Origin of the sequence: Actinoplanes nipponensis (genome assembly GCF_016862275.1) — a bacterium.
GTDB lineage: Bacteria > Actinomycetota > Actinomycetes > Mycobacteriales > Micromonosporaceae > Actinoplanes > Actinoplanes nipponensis.
Genome location: NZ_BOMQ01000006.1, coordinates 1 through 15348 on the forward strand (window position 1 = coordinate 1; position 15348 = coordinate 15348).

At 72.5% G+C, this 15348-nt stretch carries 16 protein-coding genes; 8 read left to right on the forward strand and 8 right to left on the reverse strand.

The annotated features are described in order from the left end of the window. The first annotated feature begins 731 nt into the window (after positions 1-731). The 5 genes from gap to Ani05nite_RS00985 all read left to right on the forward strand — a co-directional run bounded on the left by gap (position 732) and on the right by Ani05nite_RS00985 (position 4556). Positions 732-1727, forward strand: coding sequence for a type I glyceraldehyde-3-phosphate dehydrogenase (gene gap / locus Ani05nite_RS00965; protein WP_203763008.1), 996 nt, complete (start codon positions 732-734; stop codon positions 1725-1727). 5 nt (positions 1728-1732) lie between these two features. After that, positions 1733-2929 carry a phosphoglycerate kinase gene (locus Ani05nite_RS00970; RefSeq protein ID WP_203763011.1) on the forward strand — a complete coding sequence of 399 codons (1197 nt, stop codon included), beginning with the start codon at positions 1733-1735 and terminating at the stop codon, positions 2927-2929. Further along, on the forward strand, positions 2929-3720 hold the full coding sequence (gene tpiA, locus Ani05nite_RS00975) for a triose-phosphate isomerase (RefSeq protein WP_203763014.1): 792 nt from the start codon (positions 2929-2931) through the stop codon (positions 3718-3720). The genes Ani05nite_RS00970 and tpiA overlap by 1 nt, the downstream gene beginning before the upstream one ends. An 86-nt stretch (positions 3721-3806) precedes the next feature. After that, positions 3807-4061, forward strand: coding sequence for a preprotein translocase subunit SecG (secG, locus tag Ani05nite_RS00980; RefSeq protein WP_203763018.1), 255 nt, complete (start codon positions 3807-3809; stop codon positions 4059-4061). A 147-nt stretch (positions 4062-4208) separates the two neighbouring features. Continuing rightward, positions 4209-4556, forward strand: a complete 348-nt coding sequence (locus tag Ani05nite_RS00985) for an RNA polymerase-binding protein RbpA (RefSeq protein ID WP_203763021.1) — start codon at positions 4209-4211, stop codon at positions 4554-4556. A gap of 6 nt (positions 4557-4562) precedes the next feature. Here Ani05nite_RS00985 and Ani05nite_RS00990 read toward each other — a convergent pair whose 3' ends face one another. Together Ani05nite_RS00990 and Ani05nite_RS00995 are read right to left on the reverse strand one after the other, a co-directional pair. After that, complete coding sequence (locus Ani05nite_RS00990; RefSeq protein WP_203763024.1) at positions 4563-5177, reverse strand: GNAT family N-acetyltransferase; 615 nt, start codon at positions 5175-5177, stop codon at positions 4563-4565. A gap of 358 nt (positions 5178-5535) precedes the next feature. Further along, a complete protein-coding gene (locus Ani05nite_RS00995; protein ID WP_203763027.1) occupies positions 5536-5697 on the reverse strand; it encodes a hypothetical protein in 162 nt (53 codons plus the stop codon). A 29-nt stretch (positions 5698-5726) separates the two neighbouring features. On the opposite strand from Ani05nite_RS00995, the gene Ani05nite_RS01000 reads away from it, so the two are divergent. The 3 genes from Ani05nite_RS01000 to Ani05nite_RS01010 are packed head-to-tail and all read left to right on the forward strand — an operon-like array spanning position 5727 to position 7199. After that, on the forward strand, positions 5727-6311 hold the full coding sequence (locus Ani05nite_RS01000; protein WP_203763030.1) for an RNA polymerase sigma factor: 585 nt from the start codon (positions 5727-5729) through the stop codon (positions 6309-6311). After that, positions 6308-6775, forward strand: a complete 468-nt coding sequence (locus tag Ani05nite_RS01005) for a hypothetical protein (RefSeq protein WP_203763033.1) — start codon at positions 6308-6310, stop codon at positions 6773-6775. Before Ani05nite_RS01000 ends, Ani05nite_RS01005 begins: the two co-directional genes overlap by 4 nt. A gap of 16 nt (positions 6776-6791) precedes the next feature. Then, complete coding sequence (locus Ani05nite_RS01010; RefSeq protein ID WP_203763036.1) at positions 6792-7199, forward strand: VOC family protein; 408 nt, start codon at positions 6792-6794, stop codon at positions 7197-7199. Between the two features lie 42 nt (positions 7200-7241). Here the strand turns inward: Ani05nite_RS01010 and pgl are convergent, their stop codons facing one another. From pgl to tkt, 6 genes are all read right to left on the reverse strand, one after another. Next, positions 7242-8012, reverse strand: a complete 771-nt coding sequence (pgl, locus tag Ani05nite_RS01015) for a 6-phosphogluconolactonase (RefSeq protein ID WP_203763039.1) — start codon at positions 8010-8012, stop codon at positions 7242-7244. A gap of 67 nt (positions 8013-8079) precedes the next feature. Then, positions 8080-9096 (reverse strand): glucose-6-phosphate dehydrogenase assembly protein OpcA, encoded by a 1017-nt coding sequence (locus Ani05nite_RS01020; RefSeq protein ID WP_203763042.1) that lies wholly within the window; start codon positions 9094-9096, stop codon positions 8080-8082. Next, positions 9093-10610, reverse strand: a complete 1518-nt coding sequence (gene zwf / locus Ani05nite_RS01025) for a glucose-6-phosphate dehydrogenase (protein ID WP_203763045.1) — start codon at positions 10608-10610, stop codon at positions 9093-9095. The genes Ani05nite_RS01020 and zwf overlap by 4 nt, the downstream gene beginning before the upstream one ends. A 50-nt stretch (positions 10611-10660) precedes the next feature. After that, positions 10661-12142: a glucose-6-phosphate isomerase gene (locus tag Ani05nite_RS01030; RefSeq protein ID WP_203763048.1), complete on the reverse strand. Its 1482-nt coding sequence runs from the start codon at positions 12140-12142 to the stop codon at positions 10661-10663. After that, positions 12139-13278 carry a transaldolase gene (gene tal, locus Ani05nite_RS01035; protein ID WP_203763051.1) on the reverse strand — a complete coding sequence of 380 codons (1140 nt, stop codon included), beginning with the start codon at positions 13276-13278 and terminating at the stop codon, positions 12139-12141. Before tal ends, Ani05nite_RS01030 begins: the two co-directional genes overlap by 4 nt. Before the next feature lie 11 nt (positions 13279-13289). Next, on the reverse strand, positions 13290-15344 hold the full coding sequence (tkt, locus tag Ani05nite_RS01040) for a transketolase (protein WP_239129081.1): 2055 nt from the start codon (positions 15342-15344) through the stop codon (positions 13290-13292). Between the last annotated feature and the right edge of the window lie 4 nt (positions 15345-15348).

Genomic DNA, 15348 nt, shown 5'->3' on the forward strand with positions numbered 1-15348 from the left:
CCCGTGACCGGAGCCCGGCACCGCCCGTGACCGGAACCCGGCACCGTCCACCTGCGTGACCGAGCCCGGCCAACAGGGGAAGCCCCGGCACCAGGCGTGACCGGCGCGGTCTATTCGCTTGACCACCCCCGGCCCCGGCCTGCCCAACGGCCTCCCCTGGCGTCACCACAAGCGCGGCAGCCAGACCACCGACCGCAAGGGGATCACCCACCCCAAACCAGCAACCACCAGCGCAGAACCACCCCCCAGCGGCAACAGACCGCCATGCAAGGTTGGGGGCCGGGGGTGCCCAAGCAGGCATAGAAACGCTCCACCAGCCAGCTTGGGCACCCCCGGCCCCCAACCGTCCACCGCAACCCACCCCCGGCACCGGCCAACGGCCGGGAGACCCACCCAGCGAACCCCACGCGAAGGCGAGCAGACGGTGCTTGCGGTTGTCGATGCCTCGGCCCGTACCGGAAAAGGAAACGGCCCTTAGGTAACGATCAGGTCGCGCCCCCCTTCGAGAAGCGAACCCCTCCTCGGATAGGGTGAACCCGACGGCGACGGTGCCGGCAAGCAGGGCCGCCCGCGCCGGGCGCCGCCGGCAGCGCCAGCTCCGACCTGGCCGTGGCGGACTCGATCCCGAGGCGCGACGGCCAGACGAACGCAACTGCCGGCCCTCGATCAGGTCGGCACGCAGACCTCCGCCGGTCGCAGATTCCGGCGGACCGAAACGAGGAGATCCACCTGTGACCATCCGGGTTGGCATCAACGGCTTCGGCCGCATTGGCCGCAACTTCTTCCGGGCGGTGGCCGCCTCCGGTGCGGACATCGAGATCGTCGGGGTCAACGACCTGACCGACAACGCGACGCTCGCCCACCTGCTCAAGTACGACAGCATCCTGGGCCGCCTGCCGCACGAGGTGAAGGCCACCGCCGACGAGATCACCGTGGCGGGCAAGACCTTCAAGGCCTTCGCCGAGCGTGACCCGGCCAACCTGCACTGGGGTGACCTGGGCGCCGACGTCGTCATCGAGTCGACCGGCTTCTTCACCGACGCCACCAAGGCCAAGGCACACGTCGACAACGGCGCCAAGAAGGTCATCATCTCGGCGCCGGCCAAGAACGAGGACATCACGATCGTGATGGGCGTCAACGACAACCTGTACGACGCCGCGAAGCACACGATCATCTCCAACGCCTCGTGCACCACCAACTGCCTCGCGCCGATGGCCAAGGTGCTGAACGACTCGATCGGCATCGACAAGGGTCTGATGACCACGATCCACGCGTACACGCAGGACCAGAACCTGCAGGACGGCCCGCACAAGGACCTGCGCCGGGCCCGCGCCGCCGCGCTGAACATCGTGCCGACCTCGACCGGCGCCGCCAAGGCCGTCAGCCTGGTGCTGCCGGAGCTCAAGGGCAAGCTCGACGGCTTCGCGCTGCGGGTGCCGATCCCCACCGGCTCGGCCACCGACCTGACCTTCACCGCCGGCCGGGAGACCTCGGTCGACGAGGTCAACGCCGCCATCAAGGCCGCCGCGGACGGCCCGCTCAAGGGCATCCTGGTCTACACCGAGGACCCGATCGTGTCCTCGGACATCGTCACCGACCCGGCCTCGTGCATCTTCGACGCCGGCCTCACCAAGGTGATCGGCAACCAGGTCAAGGTCGTCGGCTGGTACGACAACGAGTGGGGCTACTCGAACCGCCTCGTCGACCTGGTCAAGCTGGTCGGCTGAGTCCGTTGAAGACTCTCGACGACCTGCTCGGCGAGGGTGTCTCGGGTCGGCGCGTGCTCGTGCGCGCCGACCTGAACGTCCCGTTCGACAAAAACGACCTGGGTGTCATCAGCGACGACGGCCGCATCCGCGCGGTGCTGCCGACCCTGATCGCCCTGCGTGACGCGGGCGCCCGCGTGATCGTGTGCTCGCACCTGGGCCGCCCCAAGGGCGCGCCGGACCCGAAGTACACGCTCGGCCCGGTCGCCACGCGCCTCGGTGAGCTGCTCGGCAACCCGGTGGTCTTCGCCGAGGACACCGTGGGCGCGTCCGCCCAGGCGGCCGCCGGCGCCCTGCTCGACGGCCAGGTGCTGCTGCTGGAGAACCTGCGCTTCAACGCGGGCGAGACCAGCAAGGACGACGCCGTGCGGGGCGCGTTCGCGGACGAGCTGGCGGCGCTGGCGGAGTACTACGTCGACGACGCGTTCGGCGCGGTGCACCGCAAGCACGCCTCGGTCTACGACGTCGCGGCGCGGCTGCCGCACTACGCGGGCGGCCTGGTCCTCAAGGAGGTCGAGGTCCTGCGCAAGGTGACCGAGAGCCCGGAGCAGCCGTACGTGGTGGTGCTGGGCGGCTCGAAGGTCTCCGACAAGCTCGCCGTCATCCAGGCGCTGCTGCCGAAGGTCGACAAGCTGCTGGTCGGCGGCGGTATGTGCTTCACCTTCCTCAAGGCCCAGGGCCACGAGGTGGGCAAGTCGCTGCTCGAGGCCGAGATGATCTCCACTTGTGCCGATCTGCTCTCGCAGGCTGACGGCCGCATTGTCCTGCCGGTGGACGTCGTCGCAGCGACCGCCTTCGACGCTTCCGCCGAGCACGAGGTCGTCGACATCTCGGACATTCCGGCGGATCGCCTCGGTCTGGACATCGGCCCGAAGTCGGTCGCGCTCTTCGCGGAGACGATCGGCTCGGCGAAGACGGTGTTCTGGAACGGCCCGATGGGCGTCTTCGAGCTGGCGCCGTTCGCGGCCGGCACCCGGGGCGTCGCCGAGGCCATCACCAAGATCGACGGCTTCTCGGTGGTGGGCGGCGGTGACTCGGCCGCGGCCGTACGCACCCTGGGCATCGACGAGTCCGGCTTCGGGCACATCTCCACGGGCGGCGGCGCCTCCCTGGAATACCTCGAGGGCAAGTCCCTGCCCGGCGTCTCGGCACTGGAGTCCTGATGGCCGACGTGACCCGCCGGCCGATCATGGCCGGCAACTGGAAGATGAACCTCAACCACTTCGAGGCCATCCTGCTGGTCCAGAAGCTCGCCGCGAGCCTGACCGAGCAGCAGCTCACCGACGTCGAGGCGGTCGTGCTGCCGCCGTTCACCGACCTGCGCAGCGTGCAGACGGCGATCGACGGCGACAAGGTGCCGATCCGGTACGGCGCGCAGGACCTGTCCCCGCACAAGGGCGGCGCGTACACCGGTGACATCTCCGGGGCGATGCTGGCCAAGCTGGGCTGCACCTACGTGGTGATCGGGCACTCCGAGCGCCGCGAGTACCACCACGAGGACGACGCGCTGGTCAACGCCAAGGTGAAGGCGGCCCTGGCCAGCGACCTGACGCCGATCCTGTGCGTGGGCGAGGGCCTGGAGATCCGCGAGGCCGGTTCGCACGTCGCGCACTGCGCCACGCAGCTCGACGGCGCCCTCGACGGGCTCAAGGCCGAGCAGGTCAAGAACATCGTGATCGCGTACGAGCCGGTGTGGGCGATCGGCACCGGCAAGACCGCGACGCCCGACGACGCCCAGGAGGTGTGCGGCGCCATCCGGGCGCGGCTCGCCGAGAAGTACGGCGCGGAGACGGCGGACGCGGTGCGCATCCAGTACGGCGGCTCGGTGAAGGCGGCCAACATCGCCGCCATCATGGCGCAGCCCGACGTGGACGGCGCGCTGATCGGTGGCGCGAGCCTGGACGCGGAGGAGTTCGCGTCGATCGTCCGGTTCCGCGAGCACGTGCAGCGCTGATGATGTGGCCCGGCCGCCGCACCACGGCGGCCGGGCACCCGCTATTGTGGTGGCGCTGCTGTGCCCTTCGAGAGGAATGACCGACCATGCCGATCGCGTTCACCTACACGTTGATCGTGTTGCTGCTCATCTCCAGCATCCTGCTGACCCTGCTCGTCCTGCTGCACCGCGGTAAGGGCGGCGGCATGTCCAGCATGTTCGGCGGCGGCGTCACCTCCAGCCTCGCGGGCTCGTCGGTGGCCGAGAAGAACCTGGACCGTTACACCGTGCTCGTCGGCGTCATCTGGTTCGCCTGCATCGTCGGCCTCGGCCTCTGGCTCAAGGTCACCCAGGCGGGCTGACAGCGCGGGGTCTTCCTCCAGGCGCTCCGCGAGTCGTAGACTCTGCCGCGCGGTCCGGTCCGTCCGGGCCGCGCGGTTGTTTTTTCCACCGCTTCATACCGCCGCACTCCGTGGCGATGAAACGCCCTCGAGACAGGAGTGACTTCCGTGTCCAGTGGCAGTGCGATCCGCGGCAGCCGTGTCGGGTCCAGCCCGATGCGCCCCGACGAGCGCAGCGAACCCGCCCCGCGGCGGGAGGTGACCTACTGGTGCGCCGCCGGACACCCGGTGGAGGTCCGTTTCGCGGCCGACGTGGTCCCCCCGGAGACGTGGGACTGCACCCGCTGCGGCCAGCCCGGCGGGCTGGACCGGGAGAAGCCGCCCGGCCGGATGCGCAGCGAGCCCTACAAGTCGCACCTCGCGTACGTGAAGGAGCGGCGTTCCGACGAGGACGGGGCGGCGATCCTGGCCGAGGCGCTGGCCAAGGTCCGGCAGCGCCGCGGCCGCAGCGAGTAGCCCGCCCTACCCGGCCGTCTCCCGGCCGAGGTAGGTGACGGTGGTGGCGCCCGGCACGGCGATCTCGGTGAAGCCCAGCCGGTCGTAGAAGGCCCGCGCGTCGACGTTCGCGACCGCCATGCCCAGGTGCACCCGGGGCACGCCGGCGGCCCGCAGCCCGGCCAGGAACGCGTCGATCAGGCCGCGGCCCCAGCCCTTGCCCTGCCAGTGCGGCAGCAGGTCGATGTGCAGGTGCGCGGGATAGTCGGCCAGCTCCGGCACCACCATGCGCTCCGGGTGCTCGTGCAGCCAGAGCATGAAGTCCTCGGCGCTCACCGGTGGGTCCGCCGGGTGCCGGTAGCGGCCGGCGGTCGCGGGCAGCCATTCGTCGCGGTAGCGCTGGGCGAAGCGGGCGGTGTCGGCGGTGCCCAGCACGTAGCCGACGGCCGTGCCGGTGCCGTCGTCGAGGACGTGGGCGTGTTCCGGCTCCAGCGTCACGTACGGCGCCGCGAAGATGTCGCCCATGAGCGTGTCGGAGGAGTACATGCCGCGGGCGTCACCCCCGGCGTCGGCGGTACGCACGCAGATGTCGTAGACGGCGTCGAGGTCGGCGGGGCGGTACGCACGGATCGAGGGCTGCACAGCCGCGAGTCTAGGTAACGGCCGGCTGTGGCGCGCATCACCGTCGTACGGCCAACCTTCCGCGGCGCCGCGCGTCTACTCCTGCGAAGGCTCGCCCCCGACCGCCCAGGAGTTCCGTGATGCGCCTGACCGCCCGTTCCGCCTCGCTCGCCGCCGCCGCGACCGCCGTCGCCGTCCTGGGTGCGGTGGGCGCCACGAGGGCCTTCGCGGACGAAGCGCCGGCCCCGGCCCCCGCGGCAACGAGCCCCGCCCCTGTGGCGACAAGCCCCGCCCCCGCCACGACGAGCCCCGCGCCGGCGCCGAGCCCGACCGTCAGTCACGACGCGACAGCGACGCCCGCGCCGAGTCCGACCGTCAGTCACGACGCGACAGCGACGCCCGCGCCGGTGCCGAGCCCGACCGCGAGCACCCGCCCGTCCGCGAGCACCGCCCCGACCGCGACGCCCGGGCCGACCACCACGGCCGCCCCGGGACCGACCCGCGGCGCCACGACCAGCGCCAGGCCGGTACCGTCGCCCACCTCGACCCGCCGCTGACCCCAGGACGGCCATGACCTTCGTCGTCACCCTCCCGGCGCTCCGGCCGGCCTGGCTGCGCTCGGTGCTGTCCGGGCGGTCGTCGTCGGTGCGCGGCGGCGCCCCGGACGGGCCGCCGGCGATCAACGAGCTGTATCACGCGCGCCGGCTGAGCCTGGTGCGGCTGGCGGTGCTCATGGTCGACGACCTGCCCACGGCCGAGGACATCGTGCAGGACGTGTTCGCCGCCCTGTACCGGCGGCACGGCGCGGACCTGCGTACCGTGTCCGACCCGCACGCGTACCTGACGACCGGGGTGATGAACGCCGCGCGCTCGGCGCTGCGGCGCCGGCGCACCGCCCGCGCCTACGTACCGCCGCCGCCGGCCCCGGCGCCCGCCGCCGAGGACGAGGTGCTGCTGGGCCAGGGCGACCGGGAGGTGCTGGCCGCGCTGGCCGAGCTGACGGTGCGGCAACGTCAGGTGGTGGTGCTGCGGTACTGGTCGGAGCTCTCCGAGCAGGAGATCGCCGAGGTGCTGCGGGTGTCGCGGGGCACGGTGAAGTCGACCGCGAGCCGGGCGCTGGGCATCCTGCGCGGGCTGCTGGGGGAGAGGCCATGAGCACGCAGATGGAGGAACGGCTGCGCCGGGCGCTGTCGGCCCGGGCCGCTCAGGTCACCCCGGCGGACCTGCGGCCCGCCGCGCCGCCGACCGTCGCGCCGGCCCGCCGGCCGTGGCTGCCCGGGTGGCGCTCGCTGCTGGCGGTCGCGGCCGTGCTGGTGGCCGCGGTCCTGGTGGTACGGCTGCCCGCCGACGCCCCGGCCCGACGGGTCCCGGACGCCCCCGCCGCCACCGTCCCGGCCCCCAGCCCTTCCACGGCGCCGACCGTCGGCCCGGTGCCCGCCACCGACCCGGCGCCGACGGCCGACCCCTCGCCCACCGCCGACCCGGCGCCGACCACCGACCCGGCGCCGACGGCCGACCCGGCGCCGACCAGCTCCGGCTCCGGTGGGGCGCCGAGCCCGGCCCCCTCGACGTCCCCGACCGTGCCGTCCACGCCGACCGCCCCCGCGCGCCCGCGGTGACTGGCACGATGAGCCGGTGAACTGGACTCTGGAAGTAGTCGTCGTGCCCGTCTCTGACATCGACCGGGCCAAGGAGTTCTACGCCGACCGGCTCGGCTTCGTCGTCGACCACGACACCACCGTCAACGAGGACGTCCGGATCGTGCAGCTGACCCCGCCGGGCTCGGGCTGCTCGATCGTCATCGGCCGGGGCGCGGTGCCGGACATGCCGCCGGGCTCGCTCAAGGGGCTGCAGCTGGTGGTGCCCGACATCAACCGGGCGCACGCCGAGCTGGTGGCGCGGGGCGTGCCGGTCAGCGACGTGCAGAAGCTGGGGGAGAACCCGCGCCCGACGCCGGACCCGCTGGACAACGTGGGCTTCGTCTTCTTCACCGACCCGGACGGCAACGGCTGGGCCGTGCAGCAGATCTCGTCGCGGGCCTGAGACCCGGCGGGGACGCCCGGCGGGCGTCCCCCTCCCGGCCGGTCAGCGCAGGCTGCGGGCGTTCGGCGGTACGTTGGCCGCGGCCGCCCGGTCCAGCAGCCACATCGTCTTGTCCGTGCCGGCCGCGCCCGCCGCCGGCAGCTGCCGCGGACCCGCGCCCTCGATCGCCATGCCCACCGGGGCCGCCTTGTCCTTGCCCGCCGCGATCAGCCAGACCTCCTCGGCGCTCTGGATCGTCGGCATGGTCAGCGTGATCCTGGTCGGCGGCGGCTTCGGGCTGTTGTGCACCGCCGCGACCGTGCCCGTCTCGTAGCCGACCGGGTGCTCGGGGAAGATCGACGCCACGTGCCCGTCCTCGCCGACGCCGAGCATGAGCACGTCGAAGTGCGGCAGCTCGGAGCTGCCCGGCTTGGCCGCGGCGGCCAGCTCGCGGGCGTAGCGGGCGGCGGCGGCGCGGGCGTCGTCGCCGTCCGGGCCGTCCGAGGCGGGCATGGCGTGCACCCGGGCCGGGTCCAGCGGCAGCGCGTCCAGCAGCGCCTCGCGCGCTTGGGTCTCGTTGCGGTCCGGGTCGCCGGCGGGCAGGAACCGTTCGTCGCCCCACCACAGGTCGACCCGGGACCAGTCGATCGCGTCGGCCGCGGGCAGCTCCTTGACCGCGCGCAGCACCTTGGCCGCGACCCGGCCGCCGGTCAGCACCACGCCGGCCCAGCCGCGCTCGGCCTGCGCGTCGATGATCTTGACGACCAGCCGCGCCGCCACCGCCGACGCCAGGATGTCGGCGTCGGGAACCACCACCACAACGGTCTCGCTCATGAAGCCCCCTGGAAAGGAAAGGGGCCGCCCGCCGAGTCGGCGGACGGCCCCCGTGATCTTAGAACGGTCAGCCGGCGGAGCCGCCCGGGCCCGCGAAGGCGCCGGACGCCTCGCCCGCCCGCTCGGCCTGCATCGGGTCCTTCCAGACGTGGACGCGCATCGCCGGCTTGCTGTCCAGCCCGGCGACGCCGGCCAGGGCGCCGAGCGCCTCGCCGTAGATCTGGTCCGGGTCGAGCCGGCGCAGCTCCTCGGCCAGCTCGTCACCGACGGGCCGCTTCGGCAGCGGCATGTAACGGTCCTCCTGGCCGGTGCGGCTGAACAGGGCCGTCCCCTCGTCCCGGGTGACCCGCACGCAGTCGCCGTTGGCGCACTGCAGCTCGACCGAGTGCATCCGCGGTGACCGGTCGGTGTGCTCCCAGACCGGGTCGATGCCCAGCCGCGACTTCAGCCAGCCCTGCATCAGCGCCGCGGTCGGGTCGTTGAGCGGCGCCACGATCAGCGCGCCGGTGACCCGCTCCTCGGTGGTGTCGAACGCGCCGGCCACCAGGGTGCGCCAGAGCGTGATCCGGGTCCAGGTGAGGTCGGTGTCGCCGGGGGCGTAGTCCTTGGCCCGCTGGCGCAGCGCGGCCACCGGGTCGGGCGCCAGCTTGGAGTCGGTGATGCGGCGGTCGGCGACCACACCCAGGAAGTCGTTGGCGATGATGTCCGGCGGCTCGCTGTGCCACCAGGTGACCACCGGCACGTCCGGGGCCAGCAGCGGCATGACGACCGACTCGGCGTGCAGGGCGAGGCGGCCGTACATGCGCATCACGACGGCCTCGGCCGGGCCCAGCCGGCCGCCGACCACGATCTCGGCGTCCAGCCGGCTGCGGCCCTCGAGGTCCGAGCGGACCACGATGAGCAGCCGGCACGGGTGCGCGGACGCCGCGATGGTCGCGGCGGCCTCGGCCTCGCGGACCTTCTTCTCCTCCACGACGGCGATCAGCGTCAGGGCCAGGCCGCTGGCCACCCCGCCGGCGCTGCGCCGCTCGGCGGCGAGCGCCTTGACGACCTCGTTCCCGGTGGTGTCCCACAAGCCGATCATGCTCGCCTCCAGGCGCGACCCTCACGGGCCAGCATCTCGTCCGAGGCCCGCGGACCCCACTCGCCGGAGCGGTAGGGCTCCGGCTTGGTGCCCGCCCAGGCCGCCTCCAGCGGGTCGATGACCCGCCAGCTCTGCTCGATCTCGGCGGCGTCGGGGAACAGCGTCCGGTCGCCGACCAGCACGTCGAGCACGAGCCGCTCGTACGCCTCCGGGCTGGACTCGGTGAACGCCTCGCCGTACTGGAAGTCCATCGCGATGTCGCGGACCTCCATCGTGGTGCCCGGCACCTTGGAGCCGAACTTGAGCACCACGCCCTCGTCCGGCTGCACCCGGATGACCAGCTGGTTGTTGCCGAGCATCTCCACATCGGCCGGGTCGAACGGCAGGTGCGGCGCCTTCTTGAACATGATGGCGATCTCGGTGACCCGCCGCGGCATCCGCTTGCCGACCCGGACGAAGAACGGCACCTCGGCCCAGCGCCTGTTCTGGATGCCGAGCCGCACGGCCACGTACGTCTCCGTCGTGGAGTCCGGCGGGATGTTGGCCTCCTCCAGGTAGCCGACCGCGCGTTCACCGGCGACCCAGCCCGGGAGGTACTGCCCGCGCACCGAGCCCTTGGCGATGTCGGCCGGCAGGCTGATGGCCTTGAGGACCTTCAGCTTCTCGGCGCGTACGTCGTTGGGGTCGAAGCTCGTCGGCTCCTCCATGCCCACCAGGGCGAGCAGCTGCAGCAAGTGGTTCTGCAGCACGTCGCGGGCGGCGCCGGAGGCGTCGTAGAAGGCGGCCCGGGTGCCGATGCCGACGTCCTCGGCCATGGTGATCTGCACCGAGTCGACGTACTTGGAGTTCCACACCGGCTCGAACAGGTTGTTGGCGAAGCGCAGGGCCAGGATGTTCTGGACCGTCTCCTTGCCGAGGTAGTGGTCGATGCGGAACACGTCGGCCGGGGTGAAGACCTCGTCGACGAGCTTGTTCAGCGCCATCGCGGTCTTCAGGTCGTTGCCGAACGGCTTCTCGACCACCACCCGGCGCCAGCCGCCGGACTTGGCGTTGTCGGCCATCCCGGTGCGGGCCAGCTGGTTGAGCACCAGCGGGAAGGCGGCCGGCGGGATGGAGAAGTAGAAGGCGGCGTTGCCGGCGATGCCGTTGCGCTCGCGCAGGTCGTCCAGCGTGGTCGCCAGGTGGTCGAAGGCGGCGTCGTCGTCGAACGAGCCGGGCACGAACTGGAACTGGCTGGCCAGCCTGGTCCACACGTCCTCGCGCCAGGGGGTCCTGGCGCCCTTCTTGGCGGCCTCGTAGGCCAGCGACTCGAAGTCGCCGTCGCCCCAGTCGCGGCGGGCGAAGCCCAGGACCACGAAGCCGGGCGGCAGCAGACCCCGGTTGGCCAGGTCGTAGACCGCCGGGATGAGCTTCTTTCGGGACAGGTCACCGGTGACCCCGAAGATGACCAGAGCGCAGGGCTCGGGAATCCTCGGAAGCCGTCGGTCCTGTGCGGTGCGCAGCGGATTACCCACGTGTCCCATCCTGCCAGCTTTTTGCTTCCCCGCAGGGTTACGGCCAAGGGTCAGTGCCGCGACGTGCCGGCCGCGGCGAGCAGGTGGCCGATGCCCTCGGGGCGGTCGGTGAGGTGCAGGCGCAGCAGCGGGCGCCCGTGTCCCGCCAGGAGGCGACGGTCACCGGCGGCGCGCGCGGCCTGCCGGTCACCGAGCGTACTGTCCCGCCCCGGCACCGGCACGTCGCCGGTGACCGCGCCGGTGATCTGCAGGAACGAGCCGTACGGCGGCTCGCCCGGGCGCAGCCCGCCCCAGCCGAAGCCCACCGGCAGGCCGGTCGCGGCGGCCAGCAGCGGTCGCAGCCGGGCGACCGCGGCGTCGCCGGCGGGGTCCAGGAAGGCCTGGACGCGGATCTGACCCTCCGCCGTGGCCAGCAGCTCGCGCAGCGCCCCGCGCAGATCGGTGGCTGTCCCAGTGGTGAAGATCTCCACCGGGCCCTCGACGAAGGACGGTGTGTCGTGGACGGCTTCGGTCGCCGCGGGCGGGAGGTCCCGGAAGGGGTCGGCGCCGCGGACGTGCGCGGCGAGCGCGACCGCGTACGGCCAGGCCAGGAAGTGCGCGCCCAGCGGGCCGTTGACGGCCACCGCGGGGCCCATGCCGCCGCCGGGCACCCCGGCCGGCGGGAGGCAGCCGCCGTAGCTCACGGTGAGCAGGTCGGCGGGGACCGGGCCGGCGTCGCGCGGGCAGTCGGCCACGATCACCGGCAGGCCCAGCCCAGCGGTGATCACTTCGGCCGCCCACTCGCCGAGCCCGTCGAGGCCGGGACCGTCGGGCACCAGCAGCACCCGGCGGGCGGCGGCGAGGGCGGCGCCCAGGGCCAGGGCCGGATTGTCCTGCTCGTCCGCCAGCGACGGCGCGAACAGCTCGGCCTCGTCGATCAGGGCGGCGACGTCCACCCCGGCGAACGCGGCCGGGACGAGCGTGGCGGCGCTCAGCGCGCCCGGTCCGGCGCCGATGGTGACCGCGCCCGCCGCCGCCAGCTCGGGCGGCGCGTTGCCCAGCACCACGAAGTGCCTTCCCGCCTCCGCGGCGGTCAGTCCGGCGTCGCGGTAGGCCTGCCAGAACACGCTGCCCAGGGTCTCGTCGATCAGCAGCACGACGGTGCGGCGCAGCAGCGCGGCGTCGTCCAGCAGAGCGCGGACCCGGTGCGGGTCCGGATCGTCCAGCACGGTCAACGGCCGGTCCAGCAGGCGGGTGGCGGCCTCGGCGGCCCGGCCCGGCCCGGCCAGCACCACCCGGTGCAGATCGCCGAGCTCCTCGCGCAGCTCGGCGATCAGGGGGAGCAGCTCGGCGCCCGGCCGGTAGGCGTCCAGGAAACCGAGCCGCTCCCGGGCCCGCTCCTCGGCCGCGGGCCCCCACAGGGTGGGGTCCTGGCCGGCGAGCAGGCCGGGAACTCCTCGGGCGACCAGCCCGCGGCGGGCGGCCGGCCCGGGGCCGCCGTGTACGGCGAACCCCGCGGCGGCCTCCACGTCCGCGAGCAGGTCGTCGGTCACTTCGCGGCGTCGCTCGGGCTGTCCGACCCCTTCGCGGCGGCGGACAGCGACTTCTTCACGTCTTCGAGCAGCTCGGCCCAGCTGGCCTCGAACTTCTCGACGCCCTCGTCCTCGAGCACCCGGAACACGTCGGTCAGGTCGACCCCGGCCGCGGCGACGTCGTCCATCACCTTCTGGGCCGCGGCGTACGAGCCGGTGACCGTGTCGCCCCGGGTCTCGCCGTGGTCCTCGAACGCCTTGATGACCGACTCCGGCATGGTGTTCACCGTGCCGGGGGCGATCAGCTCCTCGACGTAGATGGTGTCCTTGTAGTCGGGGTTCTTGGTGCCGGTCGAGGCCCACAGCGGCCGCTGCGGCTTGGCGCCCGCGTCGGCCAGCGCCTGCCAGCGGTCGGAGCTGAAGACCTCGGCGTACGCCTGGTAGGCCAGCTGCGCGTTCGCGACGGCCGCCTTGCCCCGCAGCGCCTTGGCCTCGTCGCTGCCGATCTTGTCGAGCCGCTTGTCGATCTCGGTGTCCACCCGGGACACGAAGAACGAGGCGACCGAGCCGATGTCGGTCAGGTCGTGGCCGTTGGCCTTGGCCTGCTCGAGGCCGGCCAGGAACGCGTCCATGACCGCCCGGTAGCGCTCCAGCGAGAAGATCAGCGTCACGTTGACGCTGATGCCCGCGGCCAGGGTGGCCGTGATCGCCGGCAGGCCGGCCTGGGTCGCCGGGATCTTGATGTAGAGGTTCGGGCGGTCGACCAGCCACCACAGGGTCTTGGCCTCGGAGGCGGTCTTGTCGGTCAGGTGCGCGCTGCGCGGGTCCACCTCGATGGACACCCGGCCGTCCACGCCACCGGACGCGTCGTACGCCGGCTTCATGACGTCACACGCCCAGCGCACGTCGTACGAGGTCAGCAGCCGCACGGCCTCCTCGACGGTGACCTGCTGCGCGGCCAGGTCCTTGAGCTGGTCGTCGTAGGCGTCCGCGTCGGCGAGCGCCTTGGCGAAGATGGTCGGGTTCGTGGTCACGCCGACCACGTGCTGCTCGCGACGCATCTTGTCCAGCGAGCCGCTCTGCAGGCGGACCCGGGAGAGATCGTCGAGCCATACCGCTACACCAGCGGCGGAGAGGTCAGCCAGCCTGTCGGTCATTGGTCTACTCCTCAGTTTCCGGTCTTGTGACCGGTGATTTCGCCGACCTTGGCGAGGGCGGCGTTGGCCTTGGCCACCACGTTGTCCGCGGTGAAGCCGAACTGCTCGAACAGGACCTTGGCGGGGGCGCTGGCGCCGTAGTGCTCGATGCTGACCGCCTCGCCGGCCTCGCCCAGCAGGCGGTCCCAGCTCATCCGGATGCCGGCCTCGACCGTCACCCGCGCCTTGACCCCGCGCGGCAGGACCTGCTGCTGGTATGCCGTGTCCTGCTCGAAGAACCACTCCTGGCAGGGCATGGACACGACCCGGGTCGGGGTGCCCTCCGCCTCCAGGCGCTCCTGCGCCGTGAGGCAGATCGACAGCTCGGAGCCGGTGCCGATGAGGATGACCTTGGGCTCGCCGCCGGAGGCGTCGGAGATTACGTAGCCGCCCTTGAGGGTGCCCTCGGCCGAGGCGTACTTGCTGCGGTCGATGGTCGGCAGGTTCTGCCGGGACAGCGCCAGCGCGGTCGGCCGGTCGGTGTGCTCCAGCGCGCCGCGCCAGGCCCACGCGGTCTCGTTGGCGTCGGCCGGGCGGACCACGTCGAGGCCGACGATGGCGCGCAGCGCGGTCAGCGTCTCGATCGGCTGGTGCGTCGGGCCGTCCTCGCCCAGGCCGATGGAGTCGTGCGTCCACACGTAGGTGACCGGCAGCTTCATCAGCGCGGAGAGCCGGACGGCGCCGCGCATGTAGTCGCTGAACACCAGGAACGTGCCGCCGTAGGGGCGGGTGCCGCCGTGCGCCACGATGCCGTTGAGGATCGAGCCCATGCCGTGCTCACGGATGCCGAAGTGCAGCGTACGGCCGTATTCGTGACCCGGGAACGCCTTGGTGGCGTACTCGCTCGGGATGAACGAGGGCTCGCCCTTCATGGTGGTGTTGTTGCTCTCGGCCAGGTCGGCCGAGCCGCCCCACAGCTCCGGCAGTACCGGCGCGAGCGCGTCGAGCACCTTGCCGGAGGCGGCGCGGGTGGCCAGCCCCTTGGAGTCGGCGGGGAACTCGGGCAGCGCCTCGTGCCAGCCCTGGGGCAGGGTGCGGGTGGACAGCCGGTCGAAGAGGGCCTTGCCCTCGGCGTTGCTCGCGGCCCAGGCCTCGAAGGTCTTGTTCCACTCGGCGTGGGCGGCGCGGCCGCGCTCGACGACCTGGCGGGCGTGCTGCAGGACCTCGTCGGCGACGTCGAAGGTCTTGTTCGGGTCGAAGCCCAGGATCTCCTTGGTCGCGCGGACCTCGTCCTCGCCCAGCGCCGAGCCGTGGATCTTGCCGGTGTTCTGCTTGTTCGGCGCGGGCCAGCCGATGATCGTCTTGAGCACGATGAACGTGGGCCGGTCGGTGACCTCCTGGCCCGCCTTGATCGCCGCGTACAGCGCCTCGACGTCCTCCTGGTACTCGGTGCCCTTGTCCGGGTCGCCCTTGCGCCAGTCGACGTGCCGCACGTCCCAGCCGTAGGCCGCGTACCGGGCGCCGACGTCCTCGTTCTTGGCGATCCGGGTGTCGTCCTCGATGGAGATCTCGTTGTCGTCGTAGATCACCGTGAGGTTGCCGAGCTTCTGCACGCCGGCGATGGCGCTCGACTCGTGGCTCACGCCCTCCTCGATGTCGCCGTCGGAGCACAGGGCGTAGACGTTGTGGTCGAACAGCGAGTCGCCGTCGGCGTTCGGGTCGAACAGACCACGCTCGCGACGGGCGGCCATCGCCATGCCCACGGCGTTGCCGATGCCCTGCCCGAGCGGGCCGGTGGTGACCTCGACGCCGGGGGTGTGGCCGTACTCCGGGTGGCCGGGGGTCAGCGAGCCCCACTGGCGCAGCGCGGCCAGGTCGTCCAGCGCCAGGCCGTAGCCCGCGAGGTAGAGCTGGATGTACAGGGTGAGGCTGGAGTGGCCACAGGAGAGCACGAAACGGTCGCGGGCCGGCCACAGCGGGTCGGTGGGGTCATGTCGCATCACCCGGTTGAACAGCAGGTACGCGGCCGGCGCCAGGCTCATCGCCGTACCGGGGTGGCCGTTGCCGGATTTCTCGACGGCGTCCATGGCC